General features: G+C 47.9%; 31 protein-coding genes and 2 pseudogenes. 24 read left to right on the top strand and 9 right to left on the bottom strand.

The window, feature by feature from the left end; all coding sequences use genetic code 11:
* Positions 1-120: 120 nt before the first annotated feature.
* The 5 genes and pseudogenes from kil to C0K55_RS23615 form a co-directional block, all read right to left on the bottom strand.
* The gene (gene kil, locus C0K55_RS26035) at positions 121-264 is read right to left on the bottom strand and encodes a host cell division inhibitory peptide Kil (RefSeq protein WP_000372937.1); all 144 of its coding nucleotides are present in this window, start codon (positions 262-264) and stop codon (positions 121-123) included.
* Positions 233-397: a protease FtsH-inhibitory lysogeny factor CIII gene (locus C0K55_RS26030; RefSeq protein WP_001198861.1), complete on the bottom strand. Its 165-nt coding sequence runs from the start codon at positions 395-397 to the stop codon at positions 233-235. Before C0K55_RS26030 ends, kil begins: the two co-directional genes overlap by 32 nt.
* A gap of 72 nt (positions 398-469) precedes the next feature.
* Positions 470-838, bottom strand: coding sequence for a DUF2528 family protein (locus tag C0K55_RS23625; RefSeq protein ID WP_069722574.1), 369 nt, complete (start codon positions 836-838; stop codon positions 470-472).
* A 195-nt stretch (positions 839-1,033) separates the two neighbouring features.
* A pseudogene (locus C0K55_RS23620) lies at positions 1,034-1,482 on the bottom strand (hypothetical protein).
* Positions 1,483-1,541: 59 nt separating this feature from the next.
* Positions 1,542-1,742 (bottom strand): antirestriction Ral family protein, encoded by a 201-nt coding sequence (locus tag C0K55_RS23615; protein ID WP_000213979.1) that lies wholly within the window; start codon positions 1,740-1,742, stop codon positions 1,542-1,544.
* A 213-nt stretch (positions 1,743-1,955) separates the two neighbouring features.
* Between C0K55_RS23615 and C0K55_RS23610 the strand changes: the two genes are divergently transcribed.
* The gene (locus C0K55_RS23610) at positions 1,956-2,537 is read left to right on the top strand and encodes a super-infection exclusion protein B (RefSeq protein WP_105266741.1); all 582 of its coding nucleotides are present in this window, start codon (positions 1,956-1,958) and stop codon (positions 2,535-2,537) included.
* A 16-nt stretch (positions 2,538-2,553) separates the two neighbouring features.
* On the opposite strand, the gene C0K55_RS23605 is transcribed toward C0K55_RS23610, so the two are convergent.
* A complete protein-coding gene (locus C0K55_RS23605) occupies positions 2,554-2,826 on the bottom strand; it encodes a transcriptional antitermination N peptide (protein ID WP_105266740.1) in 273 nt (90 codons plus the stop codon).
* Positions 2,827-2,837: 11 nt separating this feature from the next.
* On the opposite strand from C0K55_RS23605, the gene C0K55_RS26280 reads away from it, so the two are divergent.
* The gene (locus C0K55_RS26280) at positions 2,838-3,026 is read left to right on the top strand and encodes a hypothetical protein (protein ID WP_172955678.1); all 189 of its coding nucleotides are present in this window, start codon (positions 2,838-2,840) and stop codon (positions 3,024-3,026) included.
* A gap of 117 nt (positions 3,027-3,143) precedes the next feature.
* Here C0K55_RS26280 and C0K55_RS23600 read toward each other — a convergent pair whose 3' ends face one another.
* Complete coding sequence (locus tag C0K55_RS23600; RefSeq protein ID WP_001095981.1) at positions 3,144-3,794, bottom strand: LexA family protein; 651 nt, start codon at positions 3,792-3,794, stop codon at positions 3,144-3,146.
* An 80-nt stretch (positions 3,795-3,874) separates the two neighbouring features.
* On the opposite strand from C0K55_RS23600, the gene C0K55_RS23595 reads away from it, so the two are divergent.
* The 12 genes and pseudogenes from C0K55_RS23595 to C0K55_RS23540 all read left to right on the top strand — a co-directional run bounded on the left by C0K55_RS23595 (position 3,875) and on the right by C0K55_RS23540 (position 8,584).
* Complete coding sequence (locus C0K55_RS23595; RefSeq protein ID WP_000276886.1) at positions 3,875-4,060, top strand: Cro/CI family transcriptional regulator; 186 nt, start codon at positions 3,875-3,877, stop codon at positions 4,058-4,060.
* 108 nt (positions 4,061-4,168) lie between these two features.
* Positions 4,169-4,447, top strand: coding sequence for a lambda phage CII family protein (locus C0K55_RS23590; protein ID WP_001177650.1), 279 nt, complete (start codon positions 4,169-4,171; stop codon positions 4,445-4,447).
* A gap of 34 nt (positions 4,448-4,481) precedes the next feature.
* Positions 4,482-5,381, top strand: a complete 900-nt coding sequence (locus C0K55_RS23585) for a replication protein (RefSeq protein WP_000185506.1) — start codon at positions 4,482-4,484, stop codon at positions 5,379-5,381.
* Positions 5,378-6,079 (top strand): replication protein P, encoded by a 702-nt coding sequence (locus tag C0K55_RS23580; protein ID WP_000788877.1) that lies wholly within the window; start codon positions 5,378-5,380, stop codon positions 6,077-6,079. Before C0K55_RS23585 ends, C0K55_RS23580 begins: the two co-directional genes overlap by 4 nt.
* Entirely contained in the window at positions 6,076-6,366 is a 291-nt protein-coding gene (locus tag C0K55_RS23575; protein WP_000145933.1) for a protein ren, read from the top strand. Before C0K55_RS23580 ends, C0K55_RS23575 begins: the two co-directional genes overlap by 4 nt.
* Before the next feature lie 73 nt (positions 6,367-6,439).
* Complete coding sequence (locus C0K55_RS23570; protein WP_000736903.1) at positions 6,440-6,880, top strand: recombination protein NinB; 441 nt, start codon at positions 6,440-6,442, stop codon at positions 6,878-6,880.
* On the top strand, positions 6,877-7,053 hold the full coding sequence (locus tag C0K55_RS23565) for a NinE family protein (RefSeq protein WP_105266743.1): 177 nt from the start codon (positions 6,877-6,879) through the stop codon (positions 7,051-7,053). The genes C0K55_RS23570 and C0K55_RS23565 overlap by 4 nt, the downstream gene beginning before the upstream one ends.
* A 2-nt stretch (positions 7,054-7,055) precedes the next feature.
* Positions 7,056-7,397 (top strand): phage protein NinX family protein, encoded by a 342-nt coding sequence (locus C0K55_RS23560; RefSeq protein ID WP_000386643.1) that lies wholly within the window; start codon positions 7,056-7,058, stop codon positions 7,395-7,397.
* A 138-nt stretch (positions 7,398-7,535) separates the two neighbouring features.
* Positions 7,536-7,625, top strand: a pseudogene (locus C0K55_RS23555) (DUF1364 domain-containing protein); the annotation flags it as partial.
* Entirely contained in the window at positions 7,622-7,984 is a 363-nt protein-coding gene (rusA, locus tag C0K55_RS23550; RefSeq protein ID WP_001099712.1) for a crossover junction endodeoxyribonuclease RusA, read from the top strand. The pseudogene C0K55_RS23555 and the gene rusA, both read left to right, overlap by 4 nt.
* Positions 7,981-8,121, top strand: a complete 141-nt coding sequence (locus C0K55_RS23545) for a YlcG family protein (protein ID WP_000971055.1) — start codon at positions 7,981-7,983, stop codon at positions 8,119-8,121. The genes rusA and C0K55_RS23545 overlap by 4 nt, the downstream gene beginning before the upstream one ends.
* An 85-nt stretch (positions 8,122-8,206) precedes the next feature.
* Positions 8,207-8,584 carry an antiterminator Q family protein gene (locus C0K55_RS23540; protein WP_001204777.1) on the top strand — a complete coding sequence of 126 codons (378 nt, stop codon included), beginning with the start codon at positions 8,207-8,209 and terminating at the stop codon, positions 8,582-8,584.
* A 155-nt stretch (positions 8,585-8,739) separates the two neighbouring features.
* Here C0K55_RS23540 and C0K55_RS23535 read toward each other — a convergent pair whose 3' ends face one another.
* On the bottom strand, positions 8,740-9,264 hold the full coding sequence (locus tag C0K55_RS23535) for a lipocalin family protein (RefSeq protein ID WP_105266738.1): 525 nt from the start codon (positions 9,262-9,264) through the stop codon (positions 8,740-8,742).
* Between the two features lie 192 nt (positions 9,265-9,456).
* Between C0K55_RS23535 and C0K55_RS23530 the strand changes: the two genes are divergently transcribed.
* The 5 genes from C0K55_RS23530 (at position 9,457) to rzpD (ending at position 12,856) form a co-directional block, all read left to right on the top strand.
* Positions 9,457-10,416 carry a YbgA family protein gene (locus C0K55_RS23530; protein ID WP_000592546.1) on the top strand — a complete coding sequence of 320 codons (960 nt, stop codon included), beginning with the start codon at positions 9,457-9,459 and terminating at the stop codon, positions 10,414-10,416.
* A 350-nt stretch (positions 10,417-10,766) separates the two neighbouring features.
* The gene (locus tag C0K55_RS23525; protein ID WP_001146308.1) at positions 10,767-11,498 is read left to right on the top strand and encodes a helix-turn-helix domain-containing protein; all 732 of its coding nucleotides are present in this window, start codon (positions 10,767-10,769) and stop codon (positions 11,496-11,498) included.
* Positions 11,499-11,685: 187 nt separating this feature from the next.
* Positions 11,686-11,901 (top strand): phage lysis protein EssD, encoded by a 216-nt coding sequence (gene essD / locus C0K55_RS23520; protein WP_000839582.1) that lies wholly within the window; start codon positions 11,686-11,688, stop codon positions 11,899-11,901.
* A complete protein-coding gene (gene rrrD / locus C0K55_RS23515; protein WP_001135278.1) occupies positions 11,901-12,398 on the top strand; it encodes a lysozyme RrrD in 498 nt (165 codons plus the stop codon). The genes essD and rrrD overlap by 1 nt, the downstream gene beginning before the upstream one ends.
* Complete coding sequence (gene rzpD / locus C0K55_RS27240) at positions 12,395-12,856, top strand: prophage endopeptidase RzpD (protein ID WP_001082739.1); 462 nt, start codon at positions 12,395-12,397, stop codon at positions 12,854-12,856. The genes rrrD and rzpD overlap by 4 nt, the downstream gene beginning before the upstream one ends.
* Positions 12,857-12,887: 31 nt before the next feature.
* Here the strand turns inward: rzpD and iss are convergent, their stop codons facing one another.
* Positions 12,888-13,181, bottom strand: coding sequence for an increased serum survival lipoprotein Iss (gene iss / locus C0K55_RS23505; RefSeq protein ID WP_000738421.1), 294 nt, complete (start codon positions 13,179-13,181; stop codon positions 12,888-12,890).
* Positions 13,182-13,847: 666 nt separating this feature from the next.
* Between iss and C0K55_RS23500 the strand changes: the two genes are divergently transcribed.
* From C0K55_RS23500 to C0K55_RS23480, 5 genes are read left to right on the top strand one after another with little or no spacing between them, the layout of a single operon-like run.
* Positions 13,848-14,393 (top strand): DNA-packaging protein, encoded by a 546-nt coding sequence (locus C0K55_RS23500; protein ID WP_000453576.1) that lies wholly within the window; start codon positions 13,848-13,850, stop codon positions 14,391-14,393.
* A complete protein-coding gene (locus C0K55_RS23495; RefSeq protein ID WP_105266737.1) occupies positions 14,368-16,293 on the top strand; it encodes a phage terminase large subunit family protein in 1,926 nt (641 codons plus the stop codon). The genes C0K55_RS23500 and C0K55_RS23495 overlap by 26 nt, the downstream gene beginning before the upstream one ends.
* Positions 16,290-16,496: a phage head-tail joining protein gene (locus tag C0K55_RS23490; RefSeq protein WP_000198149.1), complete on the top strand. Its 207-nt coding sequence runs from the start codon at positions 16,290-16,292 to the stop codon at positions 16,494-16,496. Before C0K55_RS23495 ends, C0K55_RS23490 begins: the two co-directional genes overlap by 4 nt.
* Positions 16,493-18,094, top strand: coding sequence for a phage portal protein (locus tag C0K55_RS23485; protein ID WP_072841936.1), 1,602 nt, complete (start codon positions 16,493-16,495; stop codon positions 18,092-18,094). The genes C0K55_RS23490 and C0K55_RS23485 overlap by 4 nt, the downstream gene beginning before the upstream one ends.
* Positions 18,075-19,406: a S49 family peptidase gene (locus C0K55_RS23480; RefSeq protein ID WP_001586766.1), complete on the top strand. Its 1,332-nt coding sequence runs from the start codon at positions 18,075-18,077 to the stop codon at positions 19,404-19,406. The genes C0K55_RS23485 and C0K55_RS23480 overlap by 20 nt, the downstream gene beginning before the upstream one ends.
* Positions 19,407-19,410 lie beyond the last annotated feature (4 nt).

The raw sequence follows: 19,410 nt of genomic DNA, 5'->3' as shown, positions 1-19,410 counted from the left end.
CCAGCTCTGAGCCTCAAGACGATCCTGAATGTAATAAGCGTTCATGGCTGAACTCCTGAAAATGGCTGTGAAAATATCGCCCGCGAAATGCCAGGCTGATTAGGAAAACAGGAAAGGGGGTTAGTGAATGCTTTTGCTTGATCTCAGTTTCAGTATTAATATCCATTTTTTATAAGCGTCGACGGCCTCACGAAACATCTTTTCATCGCCAATAAAAGTGGCGATAGTGAATTTAGTCTGGATAGCCATAAGTGTTTGATCCATTTTTTGGGACTCCTGGCTGATTAAGTATGTCGATAAGGCGTTTCCATCCGTCACGTAATTTACGGGTAATTCGTTCAAGTAAAGATTCGGAAGGGCAGCCAGCAACAGGCCACCCTGCAATGGCATATTGCATGGTGTGCTCCTTATTTATACATAACGAAAAACGCCTCGAGTGAAGCGTTATTGGTATGCGGTAACGCCGCGTTCAGGCGGCTTTGATAGTCATATCATCTGAATCAAATATTCCTGATGTATCGATATCGGTAATTCTTATTCCTTCGCTACCATCCATTGGAGGCCATCCTTCCTGACCATTTCCATCATTCCAGTCGAACTCACACACAACACCATATGCATTTAAGTCTTTCGAAATTGCTATAAGCAGAGCATGTTGCGCCAGCATGATTAATACAGCATTTAATAAAGAACCGTGTTTATTTAGTCGGTATTCAGAGTCTGACCAGAAATTATTAATCTGGTGAAGTTTTTCCTCTGTCATTACGTCATGGTCGATTTCAATTTCTATTGATGCTTTCCAGTCGTAATCAATGATGTATTTTTTGATGTTTGACATCTGTTCATATCCTCACAGATAAAAAATCGCCCTCACATTAGAGGGCAAAGAAGATTTCCAATAATCAGAACAAGTCGGCTCCTGTTTAGTTACGAGCGACATTGCTCCGTGTATTCACTCGTTGGAATGAATACACAGTGCTGTGTTTATTCTGTTGTTTATGCCAAAAATAAAGGCCGACTATGCGGCCTGAAATTACTTAACCAATGATGCTGCATATTCGATAAGGTAAAGCTTTGGGGCCAGCCAAATTTTTAACCAAGTCATATTGGTTACTACACCAATAATAAAAATCCCCCACAGAGTCAAAACTCCAACCAATGGCTGATAAGAAGGTTAATATCTCCTTTGCTATCCCAAACCATTGTCGGCCTGTATTTGGGATTTCCCCTCTCCCATGAGTATCCTTCATCACCGATTTTACCTGTCTCAACTCTTTGGCACTGCTTCTTCATAAACCAGAAAACCAGTGGGATTGTTAGAATGGCTATTAATGTTTTAATCAGACTGTCAACCATATTCCATAGCAGCAACTGATGAACAACATCAGGAATCTGCGCTTGGCTGAATGAAACAGCCGCGTCTATTCCATTGCTGGCTTTTTGCAGTAGTTCTACGAGAATCTTGTTTGCTTGTTCTTCCATATATCCCCTTGATTGTAATAAGCATGAAATTATTTACGGCCAAAAAATAAAGGCCACCATCAGGCAGCCTTGTTATTCTGTTTACCAAGTTCTCTGGCAATCATTGCCGTCGTTCGTATTGCCCATTTATCGACATATTTCCCATCTTCCATTACAGGAAACATTTCTTCAGGCTTAACCATGCATTCCGATTGCAGCTTGCATCCATTGCATCGTTTGAATTGTCCACACCATTGATTTGTATCAATAGTCGTAGTCATACGGATAGTCCTGGTATTGTTCCATCACATCCTGAGGATGCTCTTCGAACTCTTCAAATTCTTCTTCCATATATCACCTTAAATAGTGGATTGCGGTAGTAAAGATTGTGCCTGTCTTTTAACCACATCAGGCTCGGTGGTTCTCATGTACCACTACAGCGAGAAATCGGATAAACTCTATTCACCCCTACAGAGAGCAAAAGAGAAACGCCGATGAACAACTCATGGTGGCAGGAACTAATGCATTTTTTCCTGCAAGGAATGACACTTAAACAGTTGATTCATATGCTAATCATCCTGATCATATTGATTATTGTTATGCCGGTAAGCGTAAAAGAATGGATAAACCTGCATAATCCAGAAATCCTTCCTCATTACTGGATGTATTACATCCTGTTGTTTTGCGTTAGCTATGTGCTTAACGGCGTTGTTAATTCCGCTTATCACGCTGTGACTGAAAGAATTGAGGTATCCGCTGCTCAGAAGCGCAAATCTAAAGAAGAAAAATATGTGCAAGATTTGTTTGATTCATTAACTCTTGGAGAAAGAGCGTATTTGGCATTTGCTGTAGCCGCTAATAACCAGCTACAAACGGAAAAGGGAGCTCATGAATCAATTTCATTGCTCAAAAAAGGACTCCTCGCTCGAAGGCCTCCTGCTGTTGGATATCCTGATACCGACCGTTTCGTTATCCCTGAAAGCTATAGACATGAGTGCTACATTAGGTTTGCCGGGAAGGCAGACAGCCTTATGGATGAACTTATCGCTCAGGATAAGCATGGCAAAAACAAGTAATTAGCAAATGAATTTATCATCTCGCCGTCAGTTGTTTTGATTTCCGGTAGCCTGCCGCGTAAATGGCTACGTTTGGCAGGCAAATACTTCCACTGCATTCATCTGCCTTCTTGCAGCGAAGGCTTCCGAGTGATGCTGCTTTGTCTGCTCTGACGCAACCAAAGAGCTTTAGCGCAATTTTTCGCGCCAGTCGCTGTTCTTGCATTGCCTGCTCACGTTGAGCCTGTCTGCGTGCTCTGCGGCGATTTCTGGCGTTATCGTCAGCCAGATATGTAATGACTACTGCCATGTTGACCTCCGATGATTGACTTTGGCGGTGACGCGCCGGGTGCTTATCTTCCGGTTGCCGTCGTGCAGCTGCACTTCACGTCACCCCACCCCAAAGCCAACTACTCTTTGGTTCCCGCATTTCGGCGGGACAATCCCATCAATGTTAAAGAGCCTGCCAATCTGTTCCGTTTGGCTACCAGCGTCCTGCTGATGACTTAAATTTAAGATTTCTTTAATTGCTGGTCAAGGGTGTTTTTGAAGAAAACTTAAATTTTATTGCGAAGTTTAAGTTTTGCTTTGATTTTTAAAGGAAAGAAAAAAAGGGGCGAATGCCCCTTATGGAAGGTTTGCTATTTTTGCATCGACAACTACACCGATGATTTTGCAGTTCCCGTTGATCTCAATCATCGGATATTGTGGGTTAAGTGGTTTTAGAAACCTTCTGCCAGCATCAATAACTAACTTCTTGAAAGTTGCCTCGTTTTCTCCTTCGAGCTTTGCCACTACCAGCTTCCCATTACGAGGTTCTACTTCAGGATCGACTAGTATTATCATCCCTTCCGGGATGCTAAGACCGGCTGGAGCCGTCATCGAATCACCCTTTACGTCCAGCCAAAACGAATCTTCTGAACAATCTACGGTTGTATCGTACCAGTTATCTATTGCACGCTTATGATATGGCTCTACAGCTTCCATCCAACATCCTGCGCTTACCCAACTAATTAGAGGATACGAACCTCTTGGATCATGCCTGCTGTGATAGGCAATGTTTGAAAGACTATCTTCTCCTTTCAACAAGTAATCAGGGGAGCACTGTAAAGCCTTGGCTAAAGCCAATAGGTTTTCGCCATTGGGCTCAGTTTCAGAACGCTCCCATTGGGAAATAGCAACATTAGACACGCCAACCATCTTGCCAAGGGCAGCCTGCCTAATCTTAAGTTCTTTTCTGCGAGCGCGAATACGCTCACCCATCAGTTGTGTATTCATAGTTAAGACATCTTAAATAAACTTGACTTAAGATTCCTTTGATAGATAATTTAAGTATTCTTTAATTTCGGAGCGAGTCTATGTACAAGAAAGATGTTATCGACCACTTCGGAACCCAGCGTGCGGTAGCTAAAGCGTTAGGCATTAGCGATGCAGCAGTCTCTCAGTGGAAGGAAGTCATCCCAGAGAAAGACGCCTATCGACTGGAAGTCGTTACAGCTGGCGCCCTGAAGTATCAAGAAAGTGCTTATCGCAAAGCGGCATAAGCAAATTGCTCTTTAACAGTCATGGTCCTTATTCCCGCCGAAATGCGGGAATACAACGCGCATCAGTTGGTGCGTATAACTTCTTATTTGTTAAGGAAATACTTACATATGCAACTTACAAGTACTCGCAAGAAAGCGAATGCAATCACAAGCAACATCCTGAATCGAATTGCTGTACGTGGTCAGCGAAAGGTTGCTGATGCATTAGGGATTAATGAATCGCAAATTTCGCGATGGAAAGACAGCTTTATCCCAAAGATGGCCATGCTTCTGGCTGTGCTGGAGTGGGGTGTTGAAGACGAGGAATTAGCAAAGCTAGCAAAGAAAGTAGCCATGGTGCTGACAAAAGAAAAGCCTCAAGACTGCTGCAACAGTTTTGAGGCCTGATGTAGAAAGACTGGATCAATCCACAGGAGTCATTATGACAAATACAGCAAAAATACTCAACTTCGGCAGAGGTAACTTTGCCGGACAGGAGCGTAATGTGGCAGATCTCGATGATGGTTACGCCAGACTATCAAATATGCTGCTTGAGGCTTATTCAGGCGCAGATCTGACCAAGCGACAGTTTAAAGTGCTGCTTGCCATTCTGCGTAAAACCTATGGGTGGAATAAACCAATGGACAGAATCACCGATTCTCAACTTAGCGAGATTACAAAGTTACCTGTCAAACGGTGCAATGAAGCCAAGTTAGAACTCGTCAGAATGAATATTATCAAGCAGCAAGGCGGCATGTTTGGACCAAATAAAAACATCTCAGAATGGTGTATCCCTCAAAACGAGGGAAAATCCCCTAAAACGAGGGATAAAACATCCCTCAAATTGGGGGATTGCTATCCCTCAAAACAGGGGGACACAAAAGACACTATTACAAAAGAAAAAAGAAAAGATTATTCGTCCGAGAATTCTGGCGAATCCTCTGACCAGCCAGAAAACGATCTTTCTGTGGTTAAACCGGATGCTGCAATTCAGAGCGGCAGCAAGTGGGGGACAGCAGAAGACCTGACCGCCGCAGAGTGGATGTTTGACATGGTGAAGACTATCGCACCATCAGCCAGAAAACCGAATTTTGCTGGGTGGGCTAACGATATCCGCCTGATGCGTGAACGTGACGGACGTAACCATCGCGACATGTGTGTACTGTTCCGCTGGGCATGCCAGGACAACTTCTGGTCCGGTAACGTGCTTAGCCCGGCCAAACTCCGCGACAAGTGGACCCAGCTCGAAATCAACCGTAACAAGCAACAGGCAGTCGTGACAGCCAGCAAACCAAAACTCGACCTGACAAACACAGACTGGATTTACGGGGTGGATCTATGAAAAACATCGCCGCACAGATGGTTAACTTTGACCGTGAGCAGATGCGTCGGATCGCCAACAACATGCCGGAACAGTACGACGAAAAGCCGCAGGTACAGCAGGTAGCGCAGATCATCAACGGTGTGTTCAGCCAGTTACTGGCAACTTTCCCGGCGAGTCTGGCTAACCGTGACCAGAACGAACTGAACGAAATCCGCCGCCAGTGGGTTCTGGCTTTCCGGGAAAACGGGATCACCACAATGGAACAGGTTAACGCAGGAATGCGCGTAGCCCGTCGGCAGAATCGACCATTTCTGCCATCACCCGGGCAGTTTGTTGCATGGTGCCGGGAAGAAGCATCCGTTATCGCCGGACTGCCAAACGTCAGCGAGCTGGTTGATATGGTTTACGAGTATTGCCGGAAGCGAGGCCTGTATCCGGATGCGGAGTCTTATCCGTGGAAATCAAACGCGCACTACTGGCTGGTTACCAACCTGTATCAGAACATGCGGGCCAATGCGCTTACTGATGCGGAATTACGCCGTAAGGCCGCAGATGAGCTTGTCCATATGACTGCGAGAATTAACCGTGGTGAGGCGATCCCTGAACCAGTAAAACAACTTCCTGTCATGGGCGGTAGACCTCTAAATCGTGCACAGGCTCTGGCGAAGATCGCAGAAATCAAAGCTAAGTTCGGACTGAAAGGAGCAAGTGTATGACGGGCAAAGAGGCAATTATTCATTACCTGGGGACGCATAATAGCTTCTGTGCGCCGGACGTTGCCGCGCTAACAGGCGCAACAGTAACCAGCATAAATCAGGCCGCGGCTAAAATGGCACGGGCAGGTCTTCTGGTTATCGAAGGTAAGGTCTGGCGAACGGTGTATTACCGGTTTGCTACCAGGGAAGAACGGGAAGGAAAGATGAGCACGAACCTGGTTTTTAAGGAGTGTCGCCAGAGTGCCGCGATGAAACGGGTATTGGCGGTATATGGAGTTAAAAGATGACCATCTACATTACTGAGCTAATAACAGGCCTGCTGGTAATCGCAGGCCTTTTTATTTGGGGGAGAGGGAAGTCATGAAAAAACTAACCTTTGAAATTCGATCTCCAGCACATCAGCAAAACGCTATTCACGCAGTACAGCAAATCCTTCCAGACCCAACCAAACCAATCGTAGTAACCATTCAGGAACGCAACCGCAGCTTAGACCAAAACAGGAAGCTATGGGCCTGCTTAGGTGACGTCTCTCGTCAGGTTGAATGGCATGGTCGCTGGCTGGATGCAGAAAGCTGGAAGTGTGTGTTTACCGCAGCATTAAAGCAGCAGGATGTTGTTCCTAACCTTGCCGGGAATGGCTTTGTGGTAATAGGCCAGTCAACCAGCAGGATGCGTGTAGGCGAATTTGCGGAGCTATTAGAGCTTATACAGGCATTCGGTACAGAGCGTGGCGTTAAGTGGTCAGACGAAGCGCGACTGGCTCTCGAATGGAAAGCGCGATGGGGAGACAGGGCGGCATGAGACGACAGCGACGAAGTATCACCGACATCATCTGCGAAAACTGCAAATACCTTCCAACGAAGCGCTCCAGAAATAAACGCAAGCCAATCCCAAAAGAATCTGACGTAAAAACCTTCAATTACACAGCTCACCTGTGGGATATCCGGTGGCTAAGATATTGTGCGAGGAAATGACAATGGATTATTCACAGTTAAGTGATTTTGAAATTAACAGAATGGTAGGAGACATAATTTTTAAAGGCCTTTGGGCAAGTAAACCGGAAACATCAGGGAATAACACCAACAAATGGTATTACGGAAATGCTGATACAACTTTTGAGCCATTAAATCATTTGCCTGACTACTGCAATGATCCGAGCGCTTCATGGCCGATTATTGAGAAATACAGGATTTCTATCTTAGACCAGTTAACTGAATGGTGTGTGGATGCAAAAGGCGTAAGCCCAATATTTGATACCAGACCTCTCCGCGCCGCCATGATTGTCTTTCTCCTGATGCAGGAGGCCAATAATGCTTAGCCCATCTCAATCCCTTCAATCCCTTCAATCCCTTCAATACCTGAAAGGAAGCATAGAGCGGGCTTCAATGTGCACAGAGTGGATTCTATCTAGGTTTAGCGCATACAGAAGATTGCCGGTAAAGGGCATGCCAAGCAAGTCGATGCTGCATATGCAAAAGAATGCGCGCTGGAAGGTATGGCGAGAACACAGGTTATCTGGCTGAAAGAGGGGGTTATTAAGGCGTGAATACCTACAGCATCACATTACCCTGGCCTCCGAGCAATAATCGCTATTACCGCCATAATCGCGGGCGCACGCACGTCAGCGCAGAGGGGCAGGCATACCGCGATAACGTCGCCCGAATCATTAAAAACGCAATGCTGGATATCGGCCTGGCTATGCCTGTGAAAATCCGCATTGAGTGCCACATGCCGGATCGCCGTCGCCGTGACCTGGATAATCTGCAAAAAGCCGCTTTTGACGCACTCACTAAAGCAGGTTTCTGGCTGGATGATGCTCAGGTCGTTGATTACCGCGTTGTGAAGATGCCTGTTACCAAAGGTGGGAGGCTGGAACTGACCATCACCGAAATGGGGAATGAATGATGTTTGAGTTTAATATGGCAGAACTTCTTCGCCACCGCTGGGGGCGTCTGCGCTTATATCGTTTCCCCGGTTCTGTTTTGACCGATTACCGAATACTGAAGAATTACGCCAAAACACTGACAGGAGCAGGAGTATGAAGTCAGAGATAACAATCAACTAATACTGTTTTGTTGATTTTTGCTTGTAATTGGCGTTCTGGTCTGAGTTTTGTGGAGTAAGTTGATGCGTGATATTCAGATGGTTCTTGAGCGTTGGGGAGCGTGGGCGGCTAATAATCATGAAGATGTGACCTGGTCGTCCATTGCCGCCGGTTTTAAGGGATTAATTCCTTCAAAAGTAAAATCTCGCCCACAATGTTGTGACGATGACGCGATGATCATTTGCGGGTGCATGGCCCGTCTGAAAAAGAACAACAGCGATTTGCATGATTTATTGGTGGACTATTATGTCGGCGGCATGACTTTTATGGCGCTTGCACGTAAGCATGGGCGATCTGATTGTTGGGTTGGCAGGATGCTCCAGAAAGCTGAGGGCGTAGTGGAGGGTATGCTGATGGTGTTGGATCTCCGATTGGAGATGGATGCTGATTGTTCGAAATAATTAAAGGAAAAGTTGCTGTCTGATTGTCATTAGTCTAACATTTTAAATGTTGGAATCGCAACGTAGTTATTATCATATAACAGCTTGTTTCCTGATTTAGCCAGCCTCCCCAAAGGCTGGTTTTTTTCTAATAAGTATTATTTCGAGTAGGGATTTTATTGTTTAACCCATAATAATTCATTGACATTGAATCCCAACTTTTGAGCGGTTCGCACATAGTCTGCTTTTACTTTATCTGGAATAGTTGGGGTCCTTGCCAGAATCCATAGGTATTCTCTGTTCGGACCACTGACAAGAGCATACTTATACTCATCATCCAGTTTGATTACATTATAGCCACCATAGAAGGGGCCAAAAAACGAAACCTTCAACGCTGCAGTTTTAGTATCTCCAGTAAAGTATGCTTTACCTTCGCTCTCGCTCCATTTATTTTTCGTTGGATCGTATCCACGGTTAAGTACACGAATCCCTCCGTCGTTCCGTTTTCCATAAGTAGCGCTGACCTGTTCCAGACCACGTTCGAACCGGTTCTCGAGGCGAGCTATTTCATACCACTTTCCGAGGTAGCGGTTGGCGTCAAAATTTGTAATCGGCTGCACACCTTTAGGTGGTGTCGGGGCCTTACATGCTATAAGAGTGAAAGAGAGTGCAATGCCAGTCAACACAGGCCATAACATCATAATAAATCCTGTACTTTTGATAGTTGAGAGTAAGTATGAAAGATAGATGATTACGACCGATCACTTAAAGAACTTTCATACTATATTAGGAATAGTCCATAACAGAAAAATTGTCAGTGATGACGCCATAAAGGCAATTTAGTCCGTGCACTACACAGTTTATGTGTTAATGAATTAGTCAAGGGGGAGGATATGATAAAAAAACCTGTGATTGGAATCAGCGGTTGTTTGGCCGGTTCTGCTGTTCGTTTTGATGGTGGTCACAAAAGAGCTGACTTTTTAATGGACAAATTAGTGGAATGGGTAACATTCAGACCAGTATGTCCGGAAATGGCTATAGGGCTGCCAGTTCCGCGTCCTGCTCTACGTCTTGTGCGCTCGACGCAAGGAAATATACGGATGTGTTTCAGCCACGACCAGAATGAGGATGTGACAGAGAGAATGACAGAGTTTAGTCGTTCTTATATGGACAAATTAAAGGATGTATCGGGGTTTGTGGTTTGTGCTAAATCTCCCAGCTGTGGCATGGAGCGCGTGCGTGTCTATGATGAAAATGGTAATCGAGGTCGTAAAGATGGAGTGGGACTATTTACGAGCACTTTGATGGAAAAGTTTTCCTGGCTACCGGTTGAAGAGGATGGGCGATTACATGATCCAGTGCTTCGTGAGAATTTTGTTGAAAGAGTTTTTGCTTTGCATGAGCTCAATCACCTTTACAAGGAGAAATTATCAAGAAGAGAGTTATTAGCTTTTCATAGTCGTTATAAGCTTCAGTTGTTGGCGCATAGTCAGGCAGGCTATAAAGATATGGGACCATTTGTGGCTGCAATACACGAGTGGGCGGACCTTGAATCATACTTTGAGGTGTATCGTGATAAGCTGATGGCGATTCTCAGAAAACCTGCATCACGTAAAAATCACACGAATGTGCTGATGCATATACAGGGGTATTTTAGTAACTACTTAAGTACACGCCAGCGTAAAGAGTTGAGCGAGGTTATACTTAACTATCGTTCTGGCACATTACCTCTTCTTGCGCCGTTGACTCTGCTGAAGCATTATCTGGGTGAGTATCCTAATGATTACTTGCTTACACAGAATTACTTCGATCCCTATCCGGACGAACTGGCTCTAAGACTGATGGTAAATTAATTGTATGCGATATCATCCAAAAGGATGAGTTCCTGCATGCAGGATATTTACAATCGTAAAAACCACACTATGATACCCAGAGTGTCAGTTTGTATAAAAACTCTGTTTACGCTGAAGAAACAATTGAGATGCAACTTAAAGTTGGTAAACATGCCAGTCAAAATATATAATATTATGATTCCACGCAGCTATATATAATATAACAGATTGGTTTAATAATTTGTCTTTGTGAGTTAAATACATAATTTTATACTTGTGATGCAATGAAATTTTCCTTATTGTTGAACTGGCGAATATTGATTTTCCACCTATACTTACCTGTGTAACCCCAATGATATCAGGTGGATAATATGCCATACATATGTTCTATCATTTTGGTGTTGAACTCGTTTGATGTCCGAATTGGTAAAGAAGATATTTTGTTTAAAAAAGGAAGTGCTGTTCTCATTGATTACAATTTAAAAGATTTTTTTTCATCAAATATAGATCATGTAATGATCGTAGATGTTGAAGAGAAAACAGTTAATGATTTCTTTAAAAGCAACACACTCTCACCTTTTTCTGTAAGAAGGTTTTATCCGGCATACTTGATGGTGGAATGTGAAGATTTTTCATTGTTAAAGAACTTGATTGCATGCTTGAATTGTGATGGCAGAACTGTGGATTTTGTTAGAAATCAAATATCACTTGCATGTCTTGCTATCTTATCTTCAGAGAAAATAGTGCAAAGTTTTTTATTTGGATGTCTTAATAGTTTAGGAAGTAAAGTTAAGGCTATTATTCACACGGATATATCTGCAGCATGGAGACTTTGTGATATATCTTCAAGACTGTATCTGAGTGAAAGTCTGTTAAAAAGAAAATTAAAGCACGAAGGCTTATCATTTAGTAAGTTAATTCTTGAAGAGCGAATGGTGATGGCGGAAAGGTTATTAAGCTACAATTTATATTCTGTTGGAAAAGTTGCTGAGATATGCGGTTATGAAAACACGTCATATTTTGTAAGTGTTTTCAGAAGGTATTTTGGTGTTCCTCCCCATCAATATTCATCAAGATTTTTTTTAGAAAAAGACATGATGTAACGTGATGCGTTTTAATGATTTTGTAATTTTCGTATTTGATAATTGTATGATGCTTTCAGCTACGCCAGAATAATCGCGGCGTTTTTCTTTTTGAATAGATGTTCAAGCCTTACGCTAATGTAACTTCTATACCTTTCCTCTTCGTTCCGAACCGTGTACACCATCCGTTATTTGCGGAGGTGAGGCTATGAAATCCATGGATAAGTTAACAACGGGCATTGCCTACGGCACCTCCGCAGGCAGTGCTGGCTACTGGTTTTTACAGCTGCTCGATAAAGTCACGCCCTCACAGTGGGCAGCAATAGGTGTGCTGGGTAGCTTGGTATTTGGCCTGCTGACGTACCTGACAAACCTTTATTTCAAGATTAAAGAAGATAAGCGCAAGGCTGCGAGAGGTGAATAATGCCTCCATCATTACGAAAAGCCGTTGCTGCTGCTATTGGTGGCGGAGCAATTGCTATAGCATCAGTGTTAATCACTGGCCCAAGTGGTAACGATGGTCTGGAAGGTGTCAGCTACATACCATACAAAGATATTGTTGGTGTATGGACTGTATGTCACGGGCATACAGGAAAAGACATCATGCTCGGTAAAACGTATACCAAAGCAGAATGCAAAGCCCTCCTGAATAAAGACCTTGCCACGGTCGCCAGACAAATTAACCCGTACATAAAAGTTGATATACCGGAAACAACGCGCGGCGCTCTTTACTTGTTCGTTTACAACGTGGGCGCTGGCAATTTCAGAACATCGACGCTTCTTCGCAAAATAAACCAGGGCGATATCAAAGGCGCATGTGATCAGCTACGTCGCTGGACATATGCTGGCGGTAAGCAATGGAAAGGTCTCATGACTCGTCGTGAGATTGAGCGTGAAATCTGTTTGTGGGGTCAGCAATGAACAGAGTAACCGCGATTATCTCCGCTCTGGTTATCTGCATCATCGTTTGCCTGTCATGGGCTGTTAATCATTACCGTGATAACGCCATTACCTACAAAGCCCAGCGCGACAAAAATGCCAGAGAACTGAAGCTGGCGAACGCGGCAATTACTGACATGCAGATGCGTCAGCGTGATGTTGCTGCGCTCGATGCAAAATACACGAAGGAGTTAGCTGATGCGAAAGCTGAAAATGATGCTCTGCGTGATGATGTTGCCGCTGGTCGTCGTCGGTTGCACATCAAAGCAGTCTGTCAGTCAGTGCGTGAAGCCACCACCGCCTCCGGCGTGGATAATGCAGCCTCCCCCCGACTGGCAGACACCGCTGAACGGGATTATTTCACCCTCAGAGAGAGGCTGATCACTATGCAAAAACAACTGGAAGGAACCCAGAAGTATATTAATGAGCAGTGCAGATAGAGCTGCCCATATCGATGGGCAACTCATGCAATTATTGTGAGCAATACACACGCGCTTCCAGCGGAGTATAAATGCCTAAAGTAATAAAACCGAGAAATCCATTTACGAATGTTTGCTGGGTTTCTGTTTTAACAACATTTTCTGCGCCGCCACAAATTTTGGCTGCATCAACAGTTTTCTCCTGTCCAATTCCCGAAACGAAGAAATGATGGGTGATGGTTTCCTTTGGTGTTACTGCTGTCGGTTTGTTTCCAACAGTAAACGTCTGTTGAGCACATCCTGTAATAAGCATTGCCAGAGCGGCAGAAAACAACATTTTTTTCATCTTATTATCCTGCATTGTTAAAAACGGCAGAATCCTATGTGACAACAATTAAACGATAGTTAAATGGATTGATGAAAATTAAAACTATATAGGTGGATGCTCAGCCTATTGGAGGAGGGGGGGCACTCAGAATCCTGTGGAATGAAATAAACCGCTCTATCTGTCCATTACCCTTTTAGCTGCGCTGTATCGTCGCCGTATTCCCGCATTAACCATGACCGTAGCCCGACGGGGAATTCCTTCTGCGTGAGTGTGCGGGAATAATCAAAAACGATGCACACCGGGTTTTTACCGCGTTTATGGTTCGCGGGGGTGTCCCTCATGCTCGCCAGTCCTGTGCGGGGGTGGAAGAAACAGGACGTGTATTCAGGTCTGTGTGACTGTGGTCGCAAGACTTTTGTCGTTCAGCTATGAAATCCCATTACGAAGTAGACCAGAACGGCCAACGGGTCCTTTCCGGCGATCCGACAGGTTACGGGGCGGCGACCTCGCGGGTTTTCGCTATTTATGAAAATTTTCCGGTTTAAGGCGTTTCCGTTCTTCTTCGTCGTAACTTAATGTTTTTATTTAAAATACCCCCTGAAAAGAAAGGAAACGACAGGTGCTGAAAGCGAGCTTTTTGGCCTCTGTCGTTTCCTTTCTCTGTTTTTGTCCGTGGAATGAGCAATGGAAGTCAACAAAAAGCAGCTGGCTGACATTTTCGGTGCGAGTATCCGTACCATTCAGAACTGGCAGGAACAGGGAATGCCCGTTCTGCGAGGCGGTGGCAAGGGTAATGAGGTGCTTTATGACTCTGCCGCCGTCATAAAATGGTATGCCGAAAGGGATGCTGAAATTGAGAACGAAAAGCTGCGCCGGGAGGTTGAAGAACTGCGGCAGGCCAGCGAGGCAGATCTCCAGCCAGGGACTATTGAGTACGAACGCCATCGACTTACGCGTGCGCAGGCCGACGCACAGGAACTGAAGAATGCCAGAGACTCCGCTGAAGTGGTGGAAACCGCATTCTGTACTTTCGTGTTGTCGCGGATCGCAGGTGAAATTGCCAGTATTCTCGACGGGATCCCCCTGTCGGTGCAGCGGCGTTTTCCGGAACTGGAAAACCGACATGTTGATTTCCTGAAACGGGATATCATCAAAGCCATGAACAAAGCAGCCGCGCTGGATGAACTGATACCGGGGTTGCTGAGTGAATATATCGAACAGTCAGGTTAACAGGCTGCGGCATTTTGTCCGCGCCGGGCTTCGCTCACTGTTCAGGCCGGAGCCACAGACCGCCGTTGAATGGGCGGATGCCAATTACTATCTCCCGAAAGAATCCGCATACCAGGAAGGGCGCTGGGAAACACTGCCCTTTCAGCGGGCCATCATGAATGCGATGGGCAGTGACTACATCCGCGAGGTGAATGTGGTGAAGTCTGCCCGTGTTGGTTATTCCAAAATGCTGCTGGGTGTTTATGCCTACTTCATAGAGCATAAGCAGCGCAACACCCTTATCTGGTTGCCGACGGATGGTGATGCCGAGAACTTTATGAAAACCCACGTTGAGCCGACTATTCGTGATATTCCGTCGCTGCTGGCGCTGGCCCCGTGGTATGGCAAAAAGCACCGGGATAACACGCTCACCATGAAGCGTTTCACCAATGGGCGTGGCTTCTGGTGCCTGGGCGGTAAAGCGGCAAAAAACTACCGTGAAAAGTCAGTGGATGTGGCGGGTTATGATGAACTTGCTGCCTTTGATGAGGATATTGAACAGGAAGGCTCTCCGACGTTCCTGGGCGATAAGCGTAATGAAGGCTCGGTCTGGCCAAAGTCCATCCGTGGCTCCACGCCCAAAGTGAGAGGCACCTGCCAGATTGAGCGTGCAGCCAGTGAATCCCCGCATTTTATGCGTTTTCATGTTGCCTGCCCGCACTGTGGGGAGGAGCAGTACCTTAAATTTGGCGATAAAGAGACGCCGTTTGGCCTCAAATGGACGCCGGATGATCCCTCCAGCGTGTTTTATCTCTGCGAGCATAATGCCTGCGTCATCCGTCAGCAGGAGCTGGACTTTACTGATGCCCGTTATATCTGCGAAAAGACCGGGATCTGGACCCGTGATGGCATTCTCTGGTTTTCGTCATCCGGTGAAGAGATTGAGCCACCGGACAGTGTGACCTTTCACATCTGGACGGCGTACAGCCCGTTCACCACCTGGGTTCAGATTGTCAAAGACTGGATGAAGACGAAAGGGGATACGGGAAAACGTAAAACTTTCGTAAACACCACGCTCGGTGAGACGTGGGAGGCGAAAATCGGCGAACGTCCGGATGCTGAAGTGATGGCAGAGCGGAAAGAGCATTATTCAGCGCCCGTTCCTGACCGTGTGGCTTACCTGACCGCCGGTATCGACTCCCAGCTGGACCGCTACGAAATGCGAGTATGGGGATGGGGGCCGGGTGAGGAAAGCTGGCTGATTGACCGGCAGATTATTATGGGCCGCCACGATGATGAACAGACGCTGCTGCGTGTGGATGAGGCCATCAATAAAACCTATACCCGCCGGAATGGTGCAGAAATGTCGGTATCCCGTATCTGCTGGGATACTGGCGGGATTGACCCGACCATTGTGTATGAACGCTCGAAAAAGCATGGGCTGTTCCGGGTGATCCCCATTAAAGGGGCATCCGTCTACGGAAAGCCGGTGGCCAGCATGCCACGTAAGCGAAACAAAAACGGGGTTTACCTTACCGAAATCGGTACGGATACCGCGAAAGAGCAGATTTATAACCGCTTCACACTGACGCCGGAAGGGGATGAACCGCTTCCCGGTGCCGTTCACTTCCCGAATAACCCGGATATTTTTGATCTGACCGAAGCGCAGCAGCTGACTGCTGAAGAGCAGGTCGAAAAATGGGGGGATGGCAGGAAAAAAATACTGTGGGACAGCAAAAAGCGACGCAATGAGGCGCTCGACTGCTTCGTTTATGCGCTGGCGGCGCTGCGCATCAGTATTTCCCGCTGGCAGCTGGATCTCAGTGCACTGCTGGCGAGCCTGCAGGAAGAGGATGGTGCAGCAACCAACAAGAAAACACTGGCAGATTACGCCCGTGCCTTATCCGGAGAGGATGAATGACGCGACAGGAAGAACTTGCCGCTGCCCGTGCGGCACTGCATGACCTGATGACAGGAAAACGGGTGGCAACGGTACAGAAAGACGGACGGAGAGTGGAGTTTACGGCCACTTCCGTGTCTGACCTGAAAAAATACATTGCGGAGCTGGAAGTGCAGACCGGCATGACACAGCGACGCAGGGGACCTGCAGGATTTTATGTATGAAAACGTCCACCATTCCCACCCTTCTGGGGCCGGACGGCATGACATCACTGCGTGAATATGCCGGTTATCACGGCGGTGGCAGCGGATTTGGTGGGCAGTTGCGGGCGTGGAATCCACCGAGTGAAAGTGTGGATGCAGCCCTGCTGCCCAACTTTACCCGTGGCAATGCCCGCGCGGACGATCTGGTACGCAATAACGGCTATGCTGCCAACGCCATCCAGCTGCATCAGGATCATATCGTCGGGTCTTTTTTCCGGCTCAGTCATCGCCCAAGCTGGCGCTATCTGGGCATCGGGGAGGAAGAAGCCCGTGCCTTTTCCCGCGAGGTTGAAGCGGCATGGAAAGAGTTTGCCGAGGACGACTGTTGCTGCATTGACGTTGAGCGAAAACGCACGTTCACCATGATGATTCGGGAAGGTGTGGCCATGCATGCCTTTAACGGTGAACTGTTCGTTCAGGCCACCTGGGATACCAGCCCGTCGCGACTGTTCCGGACACAGTTCCGGATGGTCAGTCCGAAGCGTATCAGCAACCCGAACAATACCGGCGACAGCCGGAACTGCCGTGCCGGTGTGCAGATTAATGACAGCGGTGCGGCGCTGGGATATTACGTCAGCGAGGACGGCTATCCTGGCTGGATGCCGCAGAAATGGACATGGATACCCCGTGAGTTACCCGGCGGGCGCGCCTCGTTCATTCACGTTTTTGAACCCGTGGAGGACGGGCAGACCCGCGGTGCAAATGTGTTTTACAGCGTGATGGAGCAGATGAAGATGCTCGACACGCTGCAGAACACGCAGCTGCAGAGCGCCATTGTGAAGGCGATGTATGCCGCCACCATTGAGAGTGAGCTGGATACGCAGTCAGCGATGGATTTTATTCTGGGCGCGAACAGTCAGGAGCAGCGGGACAAGCTGACCGGCTGGATTGGTGAAATTGCCGCGTATTACGCCGCAGCACCGGTCCGTCTGGGAGGCGCAAAAGTGCCGCACCTGATGCCGGGTGACTCACTGAACCTGCAGACGGCTCAGGACACGGATAACGGCTACTCCGTGTTTGAGCAGTCACTGCTGCGGTATATCGCTGCCGGACTGGGTGTCTCGTATGAGCAGCTTTCCCGGAATTACGCCCAGATGAGCTACTCCACGGCACGGGCCAGCGCGAACGAGTCGTGGGCGCACTTTATGGGGCGGCGAAAATTCGTCGCATCCCGTCAGGCGAGCCAGATGTTTCTGTGCTGGCTGGAAGAGGCCATCGCCCGCCGCGTGGTGACGTTACCTTCAAAAGCGCGCTTCAGTTTTCAGGAAGCCCGCAGTGCCTGGGGGAACTGCGACTGGATAGGCTCCGGTCGTATGGCCATCGATGGTCTGAAAGAAGTTCAGGAAGCGGTGATGCTGATAGAAGCCGGGCTGAGTACCTACGAGAAAGAGTGTGCAAAACGCGGCGATGACTATCAGGAAATTTTTGCCCAGCAGGTCCGTGAAACGATGGAGCGTCGTGCAGCCGGTCTTAAACCACCCGCCTGGGCGGCTGCGGCATTTGAATCCGGGCTGCGACAATCAACAGAGGAGGAGAAGAGTGACAGCAGAGCTGCGTAATCTCCCGCATATTGCCAGCATGGCCTTTAATGAGCCGCTGATGCTTGAACCCGCCTATGCGCGGGTTTTCTTTTGTGCGCTTGCAGGCCAGCTTGGGATCAGCCGCCTGACGGATGCGGTGTCCGGCGACAGCCTGACTGCCCAGGAGGCACTCGCGACGCTGGCATTATCCGGTGATGATGACGGACCACGACAGGCCCGCAGTTATCAGGTCATGAACGGCATCGCCGTGCTGCCGGTGTCCGGCACGCTGGTCAGCCGGACGCGGGCGCTGCAGCCGTACTCGGGGATGACCGGTTACAACGGCATTATCGCCCGTCTGCAACAGGCTGCCAGCGACCCGATGGTGGACGGCATTCTGCTCGATATGGACACGCCAGGCGGAATGGTGGCGGGGGCATTTGACTGCGCTGACATCATCGCCCGTGTGCGTGACATAAAACCGGTATGGGCGCTGGCCAACGACATGAACTGTAGTGCAGGTCAGCTGCTTGCCAGTGCCGCCTCCCGGCGTCTGGTCACGCAGACCGCCCGGACAGGCTCCATCGGCGTCATGATGGCTCACAGTAATTACGGTGCTGCCCTGGAGAAACAGGGTGTGGAAATCACGCTGATTTACAGCGGCAGCCATAAGGTGGATGGCAATCCCTACAGCCATCTTCCGGATGACGTCCGGGAGACACTGCAGTCCCGGATGGACGCAACCCGCCAGATGTTTGCGCAGAAGGTGTCGGCATATACCGGCCTGTCTGTGCAGGCTGTGCTGGATACCGAGGCTGCAGTGTACAGCGGTCAGGAGGCCATTGATGCCGGACTGGCTGATGAACTTGTTAACAGCACCGATGCGATCACCGTCATGCGTGATGCACTGGATGCGCGTAAATCCCGTCTCTCAGGAGGGCGAATGACCAAAGAGACTCAATCAACAACTGTTTCAGCCACTGCTTCGCAGGCTGACGTTACTGACGTGGTGCCAGCGACGGAGGGCGAAAACGCCAGCGCGGCGCAGCCGGACGTGAACGCGCAGATCACCGCAGCGGTTGCGGCAGAAAACAGCCGCATTATGGGGATCCTCAACTGTGAGGAGGCTCACGGACGCGAAGAACAGGCGCGCGTTCTGGCAGAAACCCCCGGAATGACCGTGGAAACGGCCCGCCGCATTCTGGCTGCAGCACCACAGAGTGCACAGGCGCGCAGTGACACTGCGCTGGATCGTCTGATGCAGGGTGCACCGGCACCGCTGGCTGCAGGTAACCTGGCATCTGATACCAATAAAGAATTACTTAATACACCTGAAGCTTTACCGGTATAAGAGG

Source organism: Escherichia sp. MOD1-EC6098, assembly GCF_002965865.1.
Classification (GTDB): domain Bacteria; phylum Pseudomonadota; class Gammaproteobacteria; order Enterobacterales; family Enterobacteriaceae; genus Escherichia; species Escherichia marmotae.
The sequence above is the reverse complement of the archived record's forward strand: the minus strand, read 5'-3'. Positions and strand labels throughout refer to the sequence as shown.

What these genes read in the sequence shown, in the direction of transcription:
- kil (WP_000372937.1), bottom strand. Translation starts at nt 264, where the DNA reads ATGGATCAAACACTTATGGCTATCCAGACTAAATTCACTATCGCCACT.
- C0K55_RS26030 (WP_001198861.1), bottom strand. Translation starts at nt 397, where the DNA reads ATGCAATATGCCATTGCAGGGTGGCCTGTTGCTGGCTGCCCTTCCGAA.
- C0K55_RS23625 (WP_069722574.1), bottom strand. Translation starts at nt 838, where the DNA reads ATGTCAAACATCAAAAAATACATCATTGATTACGACTGGAAAGCATCA.
- C0K55_RS23615 (WP_000213979.1), bottom strand. Translation starts at nt 1,742, where the DNA reads ATGACTACGACTATTGATACAAATCAATGGTGTGGACAATTCAAACGA.
- C0K55_RS23610 (WP_105266741.1), top strand. Translation starts at nt 1,956, where the DNA reads ATGAACAACTCATGGTGGCAGGAACTAATGCATTTTTTCCTGCAAGGA.
- C0K55_RS23605 (WP_105266740.1), bottom strand. Translation starts at nt 2,826, where the DNA reads ATGGCAGTAGTCATTACATATCTGGCTGACGATAACGCCAGAAATCGC.
- C0K55_RS26280 (WP_172955678.1), top strand. Translation starts at nt 2,838, where the DNA reads ATGATTGACTTTGGCGGTGACGCGCCGGGTGCTTATCTTCCGGTTGCC.
- C0K55_RS23600 (WP_001095981.1), bottom strand. Translation starts at nt 3,794, where the DNA reads ATGAATACACAACTGATGGGTGAGCGTATTCGCGCTCGCAGAAAAGAA.
- C0K55_RS23595 (WP_000276886.1), top strand. Translation starts at nt 3,875, where the DNA reads ATGTACAAGAAAGATGTTATCGACCACTTCGGAACCCAGCGTGCGGTA.
- C0K55_RS23590 (WP_001177650.1), top strand. Translation starts at nt 4,169, where the DNA reads ATGCAACTTACAAGTACTCGCAAGAAAGCGAATGCAATCACAAGCAAC.
- C0K55_RS23585 (WP_000185506.1), top strand. Translation starts at nt 4,482, where the DNA reads ATGACAAATACAGCAAAAATACTCAACTTCGGCAGAGGTAACTTTGCC.
- C0K55_RS23580 (WP_000788877.1), top strand. Translation starts at nt 5,378, where the DNA reads ATGAAAAACATCGCCGCACAGATGGTTAACTTTGACCGTGAGCAGATG.
- C0K55_RS23575 (WP_000145933.1), top strand. Translation starts at nt 6,076, where the DNA reads ATGACGGGCAAAGAGGCAATTATTCATTACCTGGGGACGCATAATAGC.
- C0K55_RS23570 (WP_000736903.1), top strand. Translation starts at nt 6,440, where the DNA reads ATGAAAAAACTAACCTTTGAAATTCGATCTCCAGCACATCAGCAAAAC.
- C0K55_RS23565 (WP_105266743.1), top strand. Translation starts at nt 6,877, where the DNA reads ATGAGACGACAGCGACGAAGTATCACCGACATCATCTGCGAAAACTGC.
- C0K55_RS23560 (WP_000386643.1), top strand. Translation starts at nt 7,056, where the DNA reads ATGGATTATTCACAGTTAAGTGATTTTGAAATTAACAGAATGGTAGGA.
- C0K55_RS23545 (WP_000971055.1), top strand. Translation starts at nt 7,981, where the DNA reads ATGATGTTTGAGTTTAATATGGCAGAACTTCTTCGCCACCGCTGGGGG.
- C0K55_RS23540 (WP_001204777.1), top strand. Translation starts at nt 8,207, where the DNA reads ATGCGTGATATTCAGATGGTTCTTGAGCGTTGGGGAGCGTGGGCGGCT.
- C0K55_RS23535 (WP_105266738.1), bottom strand. Translation starts at nt 9,264, where the DNA reads ATGATGTTATGGCCTGTGTTGACTGGCATTGCACTCTCTTTCACTCTT.
- C0K55_RS23530 (WP_000592546.1), top strand. Translation starts at nt 9,457, where the DNA reads ATGATAAAAAAACCTGTGATTGGAATCAGCGGTTGTTTGGCCGGTTCT.
- C0K55_RS23525 (WP_001146308.1), top strand. Translation starts at nt 10,767, where the DNA reads ATGCCATACATATGTTCTATCATTTTGGTGTTGAACTCGTTTGATGTC.
- essD (WP_000839582.1), top strand. Translation starts at nt 11,686, where the DNA reads ATGAAATCCATGGATAAGTTAACAACGGGCATTGCCTACGGCACCTCC.
- rrrD (WP_001135278.1), top strand. Translation starts at nt 11,901, where the DNA reads ATGCCTCCATCATTACGAAAAGCCGTTGCTGCTGCTATTGGTGGCGGA.
- rzpD (WP_001082739.1), top strand. Translation starts at nt 12,395, where the DNA reads ATGAACAGAGTAACCGCGATTATCTCCGCTCTGGTTATCTGCATCATC.
- iss (WP_000738421.1), bottom strand. Translation starts at nt 13,181, where the DNA reads ATGAAAAAAATGTTGTTTTCTGCCGCTCTGGCAATGCTTATTACAGGA.
- C0K55_RS23500 (WP_000453576.1), top strand. Translation starts at nt 13,848, where the DNA reads ATGGAAGTCAACAAAAAGCAGCTGGCTGACATTTTCGGTGCGAGTATC.
- C0K55_RS23490 (WP_000198149.1), top strand. Translation starts at nt 16,290, where the DNA reads ATGACGCGACAGGAAGAACTTGCCGCTGCCCGTGCGGCACTGCATGAC.
- C0K55_RS23485 (WP_072841936.1), top strand. Translation starts at nt 16,493, where the DNA reads ATGAAAACGTCCACCATTCCCACCCTTCTGGGGCCGGACGGCATGACA.